This is a genomic window from Mesorhizobium sp. LSHC412B00 (assembly GCF_000503035.1).
Lineage (GTDB): Bacteria > Pseudomonadota > Alphaproteobacteria > Rhizobiales > Rhizobiaceae > Mesorhizobium.
Map to the genome: position 1 here is coordinate 384,897 of NZ_AYWB01000001.1, position 14,856 is coordinate 399,752.

Genomic DNA, 14,856 nt, shown 5'->3' on the forward strand with positions numbered 1-14,856 from the left:
ATCGCCGTCGGCCGCGAAGGACTAATTCAAGAGCCGCCCAGCGTCGCGGCAAGCCGGTCGGGAAGGAAATCGACGAAGGCGCGAACCTTCGGCGACAAATGACGATTGGACGGCCACAGCAACCGGAACTGGCCGCGGCCGTCGACATGGTCGTCCAGCACCGTGCGCAGCAGGCCGTCACGCAGCGCCTCGCGGACCAGGAAATCGGGCATCGAGCTGATGCCGAGCCCGGCCATCGTGGCGCCCTTCAGCGCCTCCGTGTTGTTGCAGGTCAGCATCGAGCGGACCTGCGGCTCGGCGCTGCCGCCGATGAACGGCCAGCCTTGCAGCTTGCCGCTGTTGGGAAAGCGGAAGCGGATGCCGTAATGGTTCACGAGATCGTCCGGGCGGCTCGGGTTGCCGTGCTGCTCGATATAGGAGGGTGCCGCACACAACAGCAGCCGGAAGGGTGCAAGCGGCCGCGCCACCAGGCGCGAATCCGGCAGGTCGCCGCTCCGGATCGCGATGTCGACGCCTTCGTCGATGAGGTCGACGATGCGGTCATTGAAGTCAATGTCGAGTTCGATTTCGGGATAGCGCGCCATGAACTCCGACAGCACCGGGAACAGCAGGTGATAGGTCACGATCGGCGTCGAAACGCGCAGCCGCCCATGCGGTGTTTCGCGGCTCCGCGACAGCATCGCCTCGGCATCGTCGATGTCGTCGAGGATGCGCCGCACCCGCTCGTTGAACAGCTTGCCCTCTTCGGTCAGGCCGATGCGGCGCGTGCTGCGCTGAAGCAACCTTACGCCGAGATCCTGCTCGAGCCTGGCGATGCTCTTGCCGACGGCCGATGCCGAGATGCCGAGCGTGCGGCCCGCAGCGATGAAGCTGCCGAACTCAGCCGTGCGGGCAAAGGCCAGGAGCCCATTGAGGCGTTCCATCGCATCTCTCCATTCGAGCGTTTCAGTCCGGTATATCTGGAGATCTAACACTATTTTTCTCGAAGTGTCGCGAGCCTATCTTCCCGTTACGACCGGCGCAGCAAGCTTGCGGCAGGCCGGCGGATCCTGGTTCAGATAGGAAATCCATGACCTCGAAGACCACAAACGGCGCGGTCGCGCCATGGCTTGTCCTGTTGTCGGTATGCCTTGCCGCCATGACAATGCCCTTGACCTTCACCGGCCCGGCCGTCGCGCTTTCCCGCATTGCGGCCGACCTCGGCGGCAGCCCGATCGCGCTCAACTGGGTGACCAACGCCTTCATGCTGACCTTCGCCGCCACCTTGATGGCATCAGGCGCGCTGGCCGACAATCATGGCCGCAAGCGGCTCTTCCTTGTTGGCCTCGCCACCTATGTGCTGGCATCGCTGGGATCGATGTTTGCCCCTGATATCGTCTGGTTCGATGTGCTCAGGGCTGCGCAAGGGCTCGGCAGTGCCGCCGCCTTTGCCGGCGGCGCCTCCGCTCTTGCCCAGGAATTCGATGGGCCATTGCGGCTGCGCGCCTTCTCCTTCCTCGGCACCAGTTTCGGCATCGGCCTCGCTTTTGGGCCGATCGCGTCGGGCCTGCTCATAGATGCTTTCGGCTGGCGATCGATCTTCGTCTTGGTGGCCGTGCTCGCGATTGCAGCCGCTTTGCTCGGCCTGCGCACCATCAGGGAATCGCGCGATCCGGATGCGACCGGCCTCGACTGGGCGGGAGCCGGCACCTTTACGATCGCGCTGGCATCGCTGACCTACGGCGTGCTGCAAGCGCCGCAGAGCGGCTGGACCGATCCCCTGGTGATCGCGCTTCTCGTGGCGGCCGCCCTTTGCTTTGCCGCTTTCGTCGTCGTCGAGCGGCGCGTGCGCCGGCCGATGCTTGATCTCTCGCTGTTCCGCTTTCCCCGCTTCGTCGGCGCCCAGTTCCTGGCGGCCGCTCCCGCCTATGGCTTCGTCGTCCTGCTGGTGCTGTTGCCGATCCGCTTCATCGGCATCGAGAGGATGAGCGAGATCAAGGGGGGGCAGTTGATGATCTGCCTGTCGGGACCGCTGTTGATCCTGCCACTGCTCGCCGGCCAGGTAGCGCGCTGGATCGCTCCGGCAACGATCTGCGGTGTCGGCCTGCTTGTGGCCGCCGGCGGCCTTGTCTGGCTGAGCCTGACACCGCCTGTCGTCGCAGCGCTGGTGGCGCCGCTGATCCTCATAGGCGTCGGCATCGCCTTGCCCTGGGGGCTGATGGACGGACTTGCCGTCGGCGTCGTGCCGAAAGAGCGTGCCGGCATGGCGGTCGGCATCTTCAACACCACCCGCGTCGCTTGCGAAGGCGTGGCGCTGGCGATCGTCATGGCAGTCCTGTCGGGTTTCACGGCAGCCCAACTGGCGGCTCAGGGAACGGCGTCTTCCCTGGATGCAACCGCCGCCGCGCAGCTGCTGGTGACCGGCAACATCGGCGAAGCGGCAGCCCGCTTGCCGGGTGCCGGAGCCACGGTCCTGGTCCAGGCCTATGAGATCGCGTTCGACAGGCTGCTGATCGTGCTGGCGGCAATCACCATCGTCACCGCCCTTGTCGTCTTTCTCGGCTTGCGCCGTGGATCGGCGGTGGAACACGAGACCATTGCTCTGCCGGTTTGCCAGGAAGGGTAGCTGAGCCGCGTCAGGAGATGACGAGGCTCGCTATGCGGTGGCCGTCCAGCACGAAGGTCATGTCACCCTCGCCGTTGAAGCCATTGCCTTTCACGGCAATGCGGACGCGGTAGCTGCCCTCGACCTCGGCGATGCGGACAATGCGAAGATTGGACTTCACGCCGATATTGTCCGACTGGTTCCAGCGCGCGATCTGCTGGCGGCCTTGGAAGGACCGCCCCCAGTCGGTCAGGGACGCGTCGGCTGTGAACGTGTGGAGAACGGCTTCGCTATCACCCGCATTGGTGGCCTCGATAGCGGATAGGTTCGGGTGTGGTCATCAATCGAGCCGGTGCATCAGATCATCATCCAGCCAGCGGCCGAAGAAATAGACCAGCTGCTTGTGCCACCATGGCCAGTCATGACTGACATCGCCGCCCCAATAGTCGACCCAGGCGGGAATGGATTTGTCGCGCAGGATCTGTTCCAGCCTGCGGGTCTCGACCAGCATCCGCTCTTCCCAGGCGCCCTGCCCGCAGCAGAAGATCATCCTCAGCGACTTCAGCCGGGCAAGCAGCTTTGGGTCTACGGTGCCGGGCAGATAGTCGAGCGGTGAATTGTAGAAGATATCACCTTCCAGCGCCTTGCCGAAGAAGTCGCCCGCCGAATAGACGCCCGACAGCGCGATGACGCCGCTGGCGAGTTCGGGAAAGCGAAAGACGAAGTTCGTGGAATGATAACCGCCCATCGAACAGCCGGTGAACAGCGGCTTTAATTTGCGCCCGCCATTGGCTTGCTCAGCGGTCGCCAGAAACTCCGGCAGCGCCTCCTCGCGCACATATCGGAAATAAGCCTCGTGGCGACCGATGCGGTGGGCGGCGCCGGCATGCTTGTTGAAGAACGATTCCGAATCGACGCCGTCGACCGCGAACAGCTGGATGCGGCCGGTGTCGATGAATTCGGCCAGCGCTCCTACCCCGCCGGAATCCTCGAACTGGTAGAACCGCCCCTGCGACGTCGGGAACACCACCACCGGCCGGCCGGCATGGCCGTAGCGCTTGTATTCCATGTCGCGGCCGAGATTGCCGGAGAAATGCTTGTGATAGGAGATGTCCATCGCGTTCAAGCCTTTTCCGCGTGGATGTAGGCGACGGCCGCGCGCAGTGCTGCTTCGTCTTTCGAGCGCATCTGGTAGGCGTAATTTCCCATGGCGCGGCTGAAAACCTCTTCAATTGGCTGATGATGGACGATCTTGTCGCGATGCGCGGCTAGCACGTCCTCATGGCTGTGCAAATAGTGGAGGTGCTGCTTGCGGCTGGCATAAGCGGTGAAATACTTGCCCTCATAAGGACCACCGGTGGCATCCTTCACCACCATGTCCGCCCAGGCCGCGTAGACGTCGATGTCGAACGTGTAGTTGATCGCATCGGTCATCCAGGCGCCGGGCGGCCGCATGTTGACCTCAAGCGCGATGACGCGGTCGTCCTTGGTTTCGAACAGCTCGATGTGGAAGAAGCGCTCGCGCACGTCGAACGCCTTGAGGATTTTGCGGCCGGCCTCTTCGATCGCCCGTCGGACCTTGGGAAAGCAGGTGTAGCTCATGTGGCGATCCTTGTTGACCACTTCCATGATGCTCTGGTCGTAGCGGTGGCTGGCCGCCAGCACCACCTCGCCGTCACGGTTGACCAGCCCATCGAAGGTCACCACCAGCCCCTCGATGAACTGCTCCATGACGAAGGTCACGTCCTCGGGCTTGTCTCTGAAAAACTGGTCAAGCTCCCTGGCGTTGGAAATCTTGAAGGTGTTCGAGGCGCCGGACCCGGAATCGGGCTTCACCACCACGGGATAGCCGACGCGGCGGATGAAGGTCATGGCGCCGGCCCGGTCGGAGCATTTGCGCTGGCGATGGTGTCGACGCCGCTCTTGCGGAAGAATGCACGCATGCGGCTCTTGCGCTTCAAATTCTTCACGAAATCGAGCTTGGTGCCGTAGATGTTGAAGTCGGTGCGGATATTGGCCTCCAGCTCCAGCCAATGCTCGTTGAGGGACTCGAAGCGCTCGATCCGGCCCCATTTGTGGATGAAATGACCCATCGCCCGGAACACCGGATCGTAGTCCTCCATGTCGGCGATGCGGTAATATTCCGACAGGGCCGCCTTCAGCTTGCCGTCCAGCGCCTCATAAGGCGCATCGCCAATGCCCAGCACCGTAGCGCCGGCCTTTTTCAGCCGGTCGCAGAAATCGGCGCCGTTGGCGGGAAAATGCGGCGAGAAGAAAACAAAATTCACGGATGACCCCTCCGACGGCGAAGCATTGCGGCCCCGGCTACACGCAAGTCTGGCGCATTTGCCGCGCATGGGGAAGAGTGCTCGCGAGTGGTGGAATGGCAGCCCACTTGCCTGTCCATGGCGGCTCCTGTATGAACCCCGCCATGAACACGCGCGTCTCCTCCGTCGCTTCCCGTCCGACCGGCTTTGCCGGCGAGACCGTGCGCGCGCTGGCATCGACCCTGCTTCTTCTCGGCCTTATCGGCGATCGCCGGGTTCGCTGAAGGAGCGCCCGGCGGTCGAACCGCCGCTTACGCGCACGCTCCTTGGCCAGTTCAGAAATTGGCAATTCACATCAAGCGAACGAAAATCTGATAAGGCGCTGCTCGCCCTGGAATCCGTCCGAAGACCGATCCGCGAGCCGCCGGGAGAACAAGACGATGAACGCACGAGAAGACATCCGCGCCGGCGAAGCCGAAAGCGTAAAACGCGCGGCCGGCCACATGCCGGGCGCGGCCCGAAAATACCAGCCCTACCCGACGGTCGGTCTCACCGACCGCACCTGGCCCAACAAGGTCATCGACAAGGCACCGGTCTGGTGCTCGGTCGATTTGCGCGACGGCAACCAGGCGCTGATCGATCCGATGGGTCATGAGCGCAAGGCGCGCATGTTCGCCCTGCTGCTCGACATGGGTTTCAAGGAGATCGAGATAGGTTTCCCCTCGGCCTCGCAGACCGATTTCGATTTCGCCCGCTGGTGCATCGAGGAAGGCAATGTGCCGGCTGATGTTTCGCTACAGGTGCTGGTGCAGTGCCGTCCCGAACTCATCACCCGCACCTTCGAATCTCTGAAGGGCGCCACCAACCCGATCGTGCATTTCTACAATTCGACCAGCGAGTTGCAGCGTCGCGTCGTCTTCGAGAAGGATGTCGGCGGTATCAAGCGCATCGCCACCGACGCGGCCAAGATGATCACCGACATGGCGGCCAAGGCCGGCGGCGGTTATCGCTTCGAATATTCGCCCGAAAGCTTTACCGGCACCGAGCTCGAAGTCGCGCTGGAGATATGCAACGCCGTCACCGAGATCGTGAAGCCGACAGCCGACAACAAGCTGATCATCAACCTGCCGTCGACGGTCGAGATGTCGACGCCCAACATCTATGCCGACCGGATCGAATGGATGTGCCGCAACCTGGACGACCGCGAGAACCTGCTGATCTCGCTGCACCCCCACAACGATCGCGGCACCGGCATCGCCACCACCGAGCTCGGCCTGATGGCGAGTGCGGACCGCGTCGAAGGCACGCTGTTCGGCAATGGCGAGCGCACCGGAAATGTCGACATCGTGACGCTGGCGCTCAACATGTACACGCAAGGCGTCGATCCCCATCTGGATTGCTCCGACATCAACCGGATGAAGGACGTCTACGAATATTCCAACCAGCTGAAGATCTCCGAGCGCCATCCCTATGTCGGCGAACTCGTCTACACCGCCTTTTCCGGCTCGCACCAGGACGCCATCAACAAGGGCATGAAGGCCTTGAAGAAGGCCAACACGCCGGTCTGGGAAGTGCCCTATCTGCCGATCGATCCGGCAGATGTCGGACGCAGCTACGAGGCGATCATCCGCATCAACTCGCAGTCGGGCAAAGGCGGCATCGCCTATGTACTGCAGGCCGATTACGGCCTCAATCTGCCGCGCAACCTGCAGATCGAGTTCAGCCAGGAGATCCAGGCGATCACCGACGCCGAAGGCAAGGAAGTGCCGGCAAAACGCATCCATGACCGCTTTATTGAAACCTATGTCGACCAGCCCGGCGCACGACTGAAGTTCCTCGACCATCACACCTATCCCGATACCGAGAAAAAGGGCCGGCGCGTGGTCGAGGCGGTGATCCTCGACAACGGCAAGGAGACGACAATCGCCGGCTCCGGCACCGGCCCGATCGACGGCTTCGTCGATGCGCTGTCGCGTCATGTTGGCGTCGACATGTCGGTGCTTGATTATTCCGAACATTCGCTCCAGCGCGGCTCGAACGCCTCGGCGATTTCCTATGTCGAGATGGAATATCCCGGCGGCAAGCTGTTCGGCGCCGGCATCAACACCAACATCGTCGCCGCCTCGCTGGAAGCCGTTGTTTCGGCCGCCAACCGGATAATCGGCCGCAAGGCCGGCTGATATTCCCGGGCGCCGAATGTCCGCGGCGCCCGGAAATCCCCCATTTGCCGAGGGAAATTCCGGTCTTTTGTGTCAACCACCGGCAACTATCCGGTGTGTTACGCGATCGCATAACATAAGCATGCTTGTATGGAAGTGCAGGCTCTATATGATTGCGCCTCAACCTGTGCCGACTTCGAGAGGATCGACACTTGCAGCATGCCACGCCTGCCGCCCCCGCAGTGCGCGAGACACTGGAGCGACTGCTCGCCAGCGAAACGTTCGGACGTTCCGAGCGCGCGCGCAAGTTGCTGCGCTATCTTGTTGAGCGCGAGCAGGCCGGCGAAGCCGACAGGCTCAAGGGTTTCTCCATCGCCATGGACGTCTTCGGCAAGGACGGCGATTTCGATTCGTCGACCGACGCCGTTGTCCGGGTGCAGGCAGGCCGGCTGCGCGAACTTCTCCAGCATTATTTCGCCAATGAAGGCATAGCCGAACCGGTTCGCATTGCCATTCCGCGCGGCGGCTACGTGCCGTCCTATGAGCTCAACGCCATACGCCTGCCGGTTGGGCAGGAGCCGCTTGCGGCGGCGGTAGCCGCCTTGCCCGGATCGCCCGACCAGGCGGCTCTTGACGCCGTTCCCGCTGCCGCGACAGCTTCGGGGGTTACAGAACCTGGGCCTTCGCTGGCGCGCCATCTCCAGTTCTTCTGGGTCGCCATGACGCTGGTCATTCTCATGCTGGGCGTGCTCATCCTGCGCCAGGGCAGCGGCGCATTGCTTGCCAGCAGCGATCCTACCGCGGTGGTCGAGACCGCGGGCGTAACGAGCAGCATCGCATCGCCGTCGATGGAGGCCCTGCCCCTCGTCTACATCGCGGTGAAGGCCACCGGCCCCGAGGCCGGCCGCGTCGCCGCTTCGCTGCGCGCCGGCCTTGCCGGTTTCGACACGATCGACTTCATCGGCCGCGACGCCGACAGCAAGCGCGATCCGAGCACCGACCCGACCAGCTTCGTTTTCGATGTCCTGCCGGGACCAATGGCAGGTGACGTGACGCTCGAACTGCAGAGCGTGGCGACCGGCCGCGTGCTTTTGTCCCGCAGTCTGACGGCCGCCGACAGCGCACCTGGCACCGTCGAGGATCGTATCGCCGCCATCCTCAGCTCGACCGTTCCCGCCTCCGGCCCGCTCTACAGCTACATCGAACAGAACGGCATTCAGACCGGGCTGACGAGCTGCCTGATCCTCAACGACAGATACTATCTCGACCAGAGCACCAGGACGCACGAGGCCGCCTATCGCTGCCTGGACAACCTCGCCGGCCAGGGTGCGAAATCGTCGTTGGTCTATTCGGAACTGGCCTCCCTGACCCTTGAGGCCGCCACCGATCATTACGCCTATCCGCCTGGCGCGACGGTCGAACAAGCAATGTCTTTCGCCCATCGCGCCATCCAGATGGGACCGACCAGCCCCTATGCGCACCGCGCCTATGGCTACCTCAATTCGCGCCTCGGCAACACCGAGGAATCGATCCGCTGGATGCGCAAGGCCTATGAGCTCAACCCCTACGACCTCGGCATGGCTGCCGCTTACGGCTATGGCCTGATCTTTGCCGGCAAATATGCCGAGGGAACACCCATCCTGACCCATGCCGTCGAGACGTTCAGCGGCCATCCGACATGGTGGGATTTTGGGCTTTTCGCCGGGCAATTCATGCTGGGCGACATGAACAAGGCCGCGATAGCCAGCGAGTCGCTGCGCACGACGGCGATGAAATCGCATTATCTGGCGGCGCGGCTGATCGGCGCCAAGGCTGCCGGCCGCGAACAGCTGGCAGCCAAGCTTCTGGATGAGCTGACCACCAAATTCCCGAAATTCGCCGCCGATCCGCGCGCGGCCTTCGCCGAGCGCAAATATCCCGCCGATCTGACCGACCGGCTGGTTGAGGCGCTGCGCGCCGCGGGCCTCGGCAACGCCAGCTAGTCTTTCCGGATCGCGAAAACTTTACTGGCCATCGGTCTGGACTGGGAGCAATCCAGCCTCGATTCGAATTTCCTCTCCAGTCTTGCAATAATCGCACATTTTCATGGTCTCATCCCTCTATGTTGCCGAGCGGGGCGCCGGGCCGAAGACGGTCGTCCTGCTGCATGGCTTCGGTGGTTGCCATGATATCTGGCGCGAGGTGACCGCGTCGCTAGGGCCCGATGTCAGGACCTTGGCCTACGATCTTCCGGGACACGGACTGTCTCTCGAATTTCCTGGCAGCGGCCCGGCCAAAACAGCGGCGCGAGCGGTTCTCGCCGATATCGCCGCACGCGGGATAGCAAGGGTGCATGTCGCCGGTCATTCGATGGGCGGCGCGGTCGCCTCCCTGATGGCGCTTGCCGAGCCTGAAAGGATAGGCTCGCTGACGCTTCTGGCGCCGGGCGGTGTTGGCCCCGAGATCAACGGACCGCTGTTGCGCCGCTACGCCGCGGCCGCCGACAGACGGGAAATCCGCGCCTGCCTTGCCGCCATGTCGGGACCGCGAAGCCCGCCGCCCGAACGCATCGTTGGCGTCCTGGCGGACCTACGCCGTCGCCCCGGCCAGTTGCGCAAGCTGATTGAGATATCGGCCGTCATGACCAGGAACGAGCGGCAGGGGGTCATACCCCGCGAACAGCTGGACACCCTCGACATGCCGGTGATGGTGGTTTGGGGAACGGACGATCCGGTGCTGCCCTTTACCCAGGCTGATTGTCTGCCGGCGCATTTTCATATTCATCACGTGCTCGATGCCGGCCATATGCTGGTCGAGGAAGTGCCTGATGTGGTCGCCCAGGCCGTGCGCCGAAACATGGCACGCCGCGGCAGGCGCCTGCGTCCGACATTCGAGGCCGCGGCGAGCTAACTTACTTGCGCCCCGCATCTCGCCAGTGCATTTTGCCGCCGCCTGTGTTAACTCGCAATTAACCATATCAGCGAGGCGACGCCGATGAAGGACACTGGCGAAAACATCACCCCCATCGACACCTCCCGCAAACTGTCCGACGCCGTTCGCGATGTGAAAAATGCCTTCGCCGATCGCGACGATGTCGTGGTCGACATGCGCGAGGCGCACCGGATGCGGCTTGATCTGCTCGCCGCCGAGCTCGCCCCGGTCTTTGCCGACGTGCCCGCCGACATGGACAATTTCGACTTCGTCGTCTCCTCCGGCCTGCAGCCCCGCCTGTGGATCGACGCCATCAGCCATGTCGCCATGGGGCGCGACCGCCGCACCTACCGCTTTCTCAGGGATACCCGCATCGGCCGCGTCGTGCTCGCCGAATCGACCGATATGAAACCGGTCGCCGATCAGGTCACGCGCTATGTGGCGGAGCGTATCGTCGAGCGTCAGCGCATGATGGAGGGCGGTGTCGAGCCGGCCGTCGCCGACCTGAAACGCGCCGCCGTGCCGGAAGCTGAGCCGCCCTTGCAAGCAGCCGTGCCCCGCAGGGGCTGGTCGACGTTCCTTTCCGGTCTCGGCTTGGTCGCCGCCGGCGCGCTTGTTGGCCTGGCGGTGGCGGCCGCGCTGTTTTGGGATCGCCTGATGGCGATGAAGATCAGCTTCTGATCAACGATCTGGAGGCCTCGGTGTCTGCGCGCCGAGTTCAATGACCTGCAGGTCCGATGGCGGCAAGGCCGGCCCGGTCAGGCCGCGCCGCGTCAGGCGAATCAGCCAATTGCCCTTCTCCCCGTCAATATCGAGCAGATTGTACTGTGCCGCCGGGTTCTTGCTGCCTGGCGACTGCCCGGCGGCGGCGACGCCGACGACCGGAATCCTGGCGCCGCGCCCGCCGATGAAGAACAGCGACGGCAGATGCGAATGGCCGTGCAGCACGAGTTCGGCGCCATGCCTATGAACGGTCTTGTGGAAGCGGGAGATGCCGAACAGGCGCTTTTGCTGGGCGACGGCGCCGCGCACCGGCGGATGATGGATCATGATCACCCGCAACAGGCCGCGTTTGTTCGTTGCGTCGAGCACTGTCGCCAGCCTTTGCGCCTGACCTTCGAGGAAGAAGCCGTTGGCCATGAACGGCGCCGTGGCGCGCGCCGTCGAAACGCCGATCAGCGCGACATTGCCGCGTACGCGCAGATAGGGAAAAGCGTTGCGGTCGATCGGCGCAGTCACGCCGTCGCCGCTCATCCACGCCGCCCAGGAGCGGCAGACCTTGTCGAAGGCGCCCGGCACATAGGCGTCGTGGTTGCCCGGCACCACCGAGACATCCTCCGGCGAACCCAGCGTCTCAAGCCAGTGCTTGGCCATCTCGNCGTCGTGGTTGCCCGGCACCACCGAGACATCCTCCGGCGAACCCAGCGTCTCAAGCCAGTGCTTGGCCATCTCGATCTCGCCGTCGAGCGCCAGATTGACCAGATCGCCGGTAACGGTGAGGTGGTCGGGTGTGCTCGCCTTCATGTCGGCGACGATGGTGTCGATGACGGCATCGTGCATATGGCGGCGGCGGTTGCGCTGCCAGTTGACGTAGCCGACGACGCGCTTGGACGCGAGTTCGCGATAGGTTACACCGGGAAGCGGCCCCAGATGGACATCGGAAATATGCGCGAGCCTGAACATCCTTCCTTCATAGGCGACGCGCTCCCCGCTTTCCACTCACTGTTTCCTGCCCATCCACGGTTTCGCTAGTCATGGCTATATCGGACCCGGAGCAGGCGTTTCGCCAGACCGGCTGGGCAGGCCTCAGGGCAAGGCTGTTCCATCTCTATTTCCTGCTGCGGCGGCCGATGACGCTGGGCGTGCGCGGCCTGATCCACGATCGCGCCTCGAACACTGTCTTCCTCATCCGCCACACCTACGTTCCCGGCTGGCAATTGCCGGGCGGGGGCGTCGAAGTCGGCGAGACGCTCGGTGAGGCGCTGGTGCGCGAACTGGCCGAGGAAGGCAACATCGCGCTGACAGCCCAGCCGGTGCTGAAATCGATGCATTTCAACCGCCGCTCCAGCCGCCGCGACCATGTCGGCCTCTATCTCATCGAAACCTTCAACCAGACCGCGCCGAAACTGCCGGACCACGAGATCGCCGAAGCAGGCTTCTTTCCGCTCGACCGCTTGCCGCATGGCACGACGCCGGCGACGCTGCGGCGGCTTGCCGAGGTTTTTGAAGGCGAGCCGGTATCGCCGTACTGGTAGGCTGTCAATCCGATGCTCACGCCGCCTGCCTGAACCGCGCCCGGTCGTGCGGCGCGCCATAGTCGAGCCCAGGCCCGACCGGCACGATGCGCGTCGGGTTGATGCTCTCGTGGCTGCCGTAATAGTGCATTTTGATGTGGTGCAGGTTCACCGTGCCGGCGATACCGGGCACCTGGTAGAGGTCGCGCAGATAGTTCGAAAGGTTCGGATAGTCGGCGATGCGGCGCAGATTGCATTTGAAATGGCCGACATAGACCGGGTCGAAACGCACCAGCGTGGTGAACAGCCGCCAGTCGGCCTCGGTCATACGCTCGCCAGTGAGATAGCGCTGTTTTGACAGTCGGCCCTCCAGCGTGTCGAGCGCCGCGAACAGCTCGCCGAACGCCTCTTCATAGGCCGCTTGCGTGGTGGCAAAGCCGGCGCGGTAGACGCCGTTGTTGACGGCTGGAAAGACCAGCGCATTGACCTTGTCGATCTCGCCGCGCAGGCCTGGCGGATAGAAATCGAGAGCGGCATCGCCCCACTCGTCGAAGGCCGAATTGAGCATGCGGATGATTTCGGCGGATTCGTTGGAGACGATGGTCTCTTCCTTCTTGTCCCACAGCACCGGCACCGGAACCCGGCCCGAATAGGCTGGATCGGCCTTGGTGTAGATCTGATGCAGGAAGTCGAGGCCGTAGAGCGTGTCGCCGGTGGCGCCATCCTCGGCCAAAAACGTCCAGCCCTCAGCACCGAGGAAATGATGCACGACTGAAACCGGGATGATGTCTTCGAGCTTCTTCAGCGCGCGAAAGATCAGCGTGCGGTGCGCCCACGGACAGGCGAGCGAGACATAAAGATGGTAGCGTCCGGGCTCGGCCTTGAAGCCGCGCGTACGACCTTGCGCCGGCGCGCCGTCGCGCGTGATCCAGTCACGCCACTGCGTCTCGGCGCGGATGAACCTGCCGCTGCTATCGACATTGGCCGGACGGTCCTGCCATTTGCCTTCGACCAGCAATCCCATACGAAATCTCCTTGCGTGCCTTGGCCAATGTAGTCGCAAGGCGGCAATGTCGAAGCCGTCATCTGCTGAACAGAGCGTCACTCGTATGAAACGCCGGATGAAAACAGCCGATTGCAGCCGCCGGAAATTGATGCTAGCGGACACTCCGCATGTTCGATCTTGGCTTGATCCGGTTTGACCGACGACGAAAGGGCGCCCGCGCTTAGAAAGCGCTGACTGGCGAACGCTGCCGCTTGCAGCAACCTTTCCTCTTTATCGGACCGCGAAGACCATGAGCCTTGCCGACGTGAAATACCTGCCGGAAACTCCGGCGCATGATCCCGAAATCGAAGCCATCAACGACGAAGCCTTTGGCCCCGGCCGTTTCGTGCTGGCCGCCTACAAGATTCGCGAGACCGGCGGCCACGAGCGCTCGCTATCCTTTGTCGCCATGAATGGCGACATCGTCGTTGCTTCGGTGCGCATGACCCGCATCGCCGCCGGCGCCGGACGCGCGCTGATGCTCGGGCCGCTCGCCGTGCGGCCCGCCTTCAAGAATCTCGGTATCGGCCGCCGGCTCGTGGCGATCGCGCTGGAGGCGGCCGCCAAGGCCGGCGCGCCGGCGGTGATCCTTGTCGGCGACGAGCCTTATTACGGCCCGCTCGGCTTCAGAAAGATCCCCCGCGGCCAGATCTCCATGCCGCGCCCAGTCGACCTCGACCGGCTGCTGTCGCACGAGATCGTGCCCGGTGCCGTGGCGCGGCTCTCCGGCGAGGTCGGCCATGCCAGCCTTGCCAGGATCGCGGAGCAGGCACCAGTGATGGCCTGAGCTCCAGGATCGGTCGCGGCACCGGTCGCGATGGATCCCCATTGGTCAGGTTGCACCATGGCGGCGACCTCCGTAGCATGACCCGGAACAGCACGGAGCATGCAGCATGAACCCGAACGGCCAGATTGCGATCGTAACCGGCGGCGGCTCCGGCCTCGGCGAGGCAACCGCCCGCGCGCTGGCCGACAAGGGCGCGCGCGTCGCCATTTTCGATATCGGCATCGACCGGGCATCGAAGGTGGCGGGCGACATTGGCGGCGCCGCTATCCAGTGCGATGTGAGCAGCGCCGACAGCGGTGCGGCCGCGGTCGCCGAGGTGGAAAAGAGACTTGGGCCAGCGCGCATCCTGGTCAATTGCGCGGGCATTGCCATCGGCGTGAAGACGATCGGCAAGGATGGTCCACATCCGCTCGACCAGTACCGCAAGGTGATCGAGATCAATTTGATCGGCACCTTCAACATGATCCGCCTCGTCGCCGACCGTGCCGCCAAACTCGAACCGCTGCAGGGCGGCGAGCGCGGCGTCATCGTCAACACCGCGTCGGTGGCCGCTTATGATGGCCAGATCGGCCAGGCCGCCTATGCCGCATCCAAGGGCGGCGTCGTCGGCATGACGCTGCCGGTTGCCCGCGACCTGGCGCGCTCCGGCATTCGCGTCTGCACCATCGCGCCCGGCATCTTCAAGACGCCAATGATGGCCGGCATGCCGCAGGAGGTGCAGGATTCGCTCGGCGCGGCCGTGCCCTTCCCGTCCCGCCTCGGGGAGCCGTCCGAATATGCCGCGCTCGCCCTGCATATCGTCGAAAACCAGATGCTGAACGGCGAAACCATCCGCCTCGATGGGGCAATCCGCATGGCGCCGAAATAGAC

At 63.7% G+C, this 14,856-nt stretch carries 15 protein-coding genes; 8 read left to right on the top strand and 7 right to left on the bottom strand.

The genetic code is table 11. The features are described from left to right. Positions 1-26: 26 nt before the first annotated feature. Positions 27-923: a LysR family transcriptional regulator gene (locus X757_RS162670; protein ID WP_023724997.1), complete on the bottom strand. Its 897-nt coding sequence runs from the start codon at positions 921-923 to the stop codon at positions 27-29. 146 nt (positions 924-1,069) lie between these two features. Between X757_RS162670 and X757_RS162665 the strand changes: the two genes are divergently transcribed. Beyond that, a complete protein-coding gene (locus tag X757_RS162665; protein ID WP_023724998.1) occupies positions 1,070-2,605 on the top strand; it encodes an MFS transporter in 1,536 nt (511 codons plus the stop codon). Positions 2,606-2,615: 10 nt separating this feature from the next. Here the strand turns inward: X757_RS162665 and X757_RS1000000168790 are convergent, their stop codons facing one another. From X757_RS1000000168790 to X757_RS1000000168800, 4 genes are all read right to left on the bottom strand, one after another. Further along, positions 2,616-2,765 carry a hypothetical protein gene (locus X757_RS1000000168790; protein ID WP_245275015.1) on the bottom strand — a complete coding sequence of 50 codons (150 nt, stop codon included), beginning with the start codon at positions 2,763-2,765 and terminating at the stop codon, positions 2,616-2,618. A gap of 159 nt (positions 2,766-2,924) precedes the next feature. Then, positions 2,925-3,701, bottom strand: a complete 777-nt coding sequence (locus X757_RS162660) for an esterase family protein (RefSeq protein WP_023724999.1) — start codon at positions 3,699-3,701, stop codon at positions 2,925-2,927. A gap of 5 nt (positions 3,702-3,706) precedes the next feature. Further along, a complete protein-coding gene (locus X757_RS1000000168795; protein ID WP_245275016.1) occupies positions 3,707-4,456 on the bottom strand; it encodes an acetyl-CoA carboxylase biotin carboxylase subunit family protein in 750 nt (249 codons plus the stop codon). Then, entirely contained in the window at positions 4,453-4,872 is a 420-nt protein-coding gene (locus tag X757_RS1000000168800) for a hypothetical protein (RefSeq protein WP_245275017.1), read from the bottom strand. The genes X757_RS1000000168795 and X757_RS1000000168800 overlap by 4 nt, the downstream gene beginning before the upstream one ends. A 482-nt stretch (positions 4,873-5,354) precedes the next feature. Here X757_RS1000000168800 and leuA point away from each other — a divergent pair, with 482 nt between their 5' ends. The 4 genes from leuA (at position 5,355) to X757_RS162640 (ending at position 10,601) form a co-directional block, all read left to right on the top strand. Further along, the gene (leuA, locus tag X757_RS162655; protein ID WP_023725000.1) at positions 5,355-7,031 is read left to right on the top strand and encodes a 2-isopropylmalate synthase; all 1,677 of its coding nucleotides are present in this window, start codon (positions 5,355-5,357) and stop codon (positions 7,029-7,031) included. A gap of 191 nt (positions 7,032-7,222) precedes the next feature. After that, positions 7,223-8,992 (top strand): hypothetical protein, encoded by a 1,770-nt coding sequence (locus tag X757_RS162650; protein ID WP_023669961.1) that lies wholly within the window; start codon positions 7,223-7,225, stop codon positions 8,990-8,992. Between the two features lie 103 nt (positions 8,993-9,095). After that, positions 9,096-9,899, top strand: coding sequence for an alpha/beta fold hydrolase (locus X757_RS162645; RefSeq protein ID WP_023686188.1), 804 nt, complete (start codon positions 9,096-9,098; stop codon positions 9,897-9,899). An 84-nt stretch (positions 9,900-9,983) separates the two neighbouring features. Continuing rightward, positions 9,984-10,601 carry a hypothetical protein gene (locus tag X757_RS162640; protein WP_023669959.1) on the top strand — a complete coding sequence of 206 codons (618 nt, stop codon included), beginning with the start codon at positions 9,984-9,986 and terminating at the stop codon, positions 10,599-10,601. On the opposite strand, the gene X757_RS162635 is transcribed toward X757_RS162640, so the two are convergent. Next, positions 10,602-11,603, bottom strand: coding sequence for a metallophosphoesterase (locus X757_RS162635; RefSeq protein WP_023725001.1), 1,002 nt, complete (start codon positions 11,601-11,603; stop codon positions 10,602-10,604). 71 nt (positions 11,604-11,674) lie between these two features. Between X757_RS162635 and X757_RS162630 the strand changes: the two genes are divergently transcribed. Further along, positions 11,675-12,175, top strand: coding sequence for an NUDIX domain-containing protein (locus tag X757_RS162630; RefSeq protein WP_031195394.1), 501 nt, complete (start codon positions 11,675-11,677; stop codon positions 12,173-12,175). 16 nt (positions 12,176-12,191) lie between these two features. Here the strand turns inward: X757_RS162630 and X757_RS162625 are convergent, their stop codons facing one another. Further along, entirely contained in the window at positions 12,192-13,178 is a 987-nt protein-coding gene (locus X757_RS162625) for a glutathione S-transferase family protein (protein ID WP_023725002.1), read from the bottom strand. Positions 13,179-13,449: 271 nt separating this feature from the next. Here X757_RS162625 and X757_RS162620 point away from each other — a divergent pair, with 271 nt between their 5' ends. Then, positions 13,450-13,986 (top strand): GNAT family N-acetyltransferase, encoded by a 537-nt coding sequence (locus X757_RS162620; protein ID WP_023683633.1) that lies wholly within the window; start codon positions 13,450-13,452, stop codon positions 13,984-13,986. 106 nt (positions 13,987-14,092) lie between these two features. Then, on the top strand, positions 14,093-14,854 hold the full coding sequence (locus X757_RS162615; RefSeq protein WP_023683632.1) for a 3-hydroxyacyl-CoA dehydrogenase: 762 nt from the start codon (positions 14,093-14,095) through the stop codon (positions 14,852-14,854). Positions 14,855-14,856 lie beyond the last annotated feature (2 nt).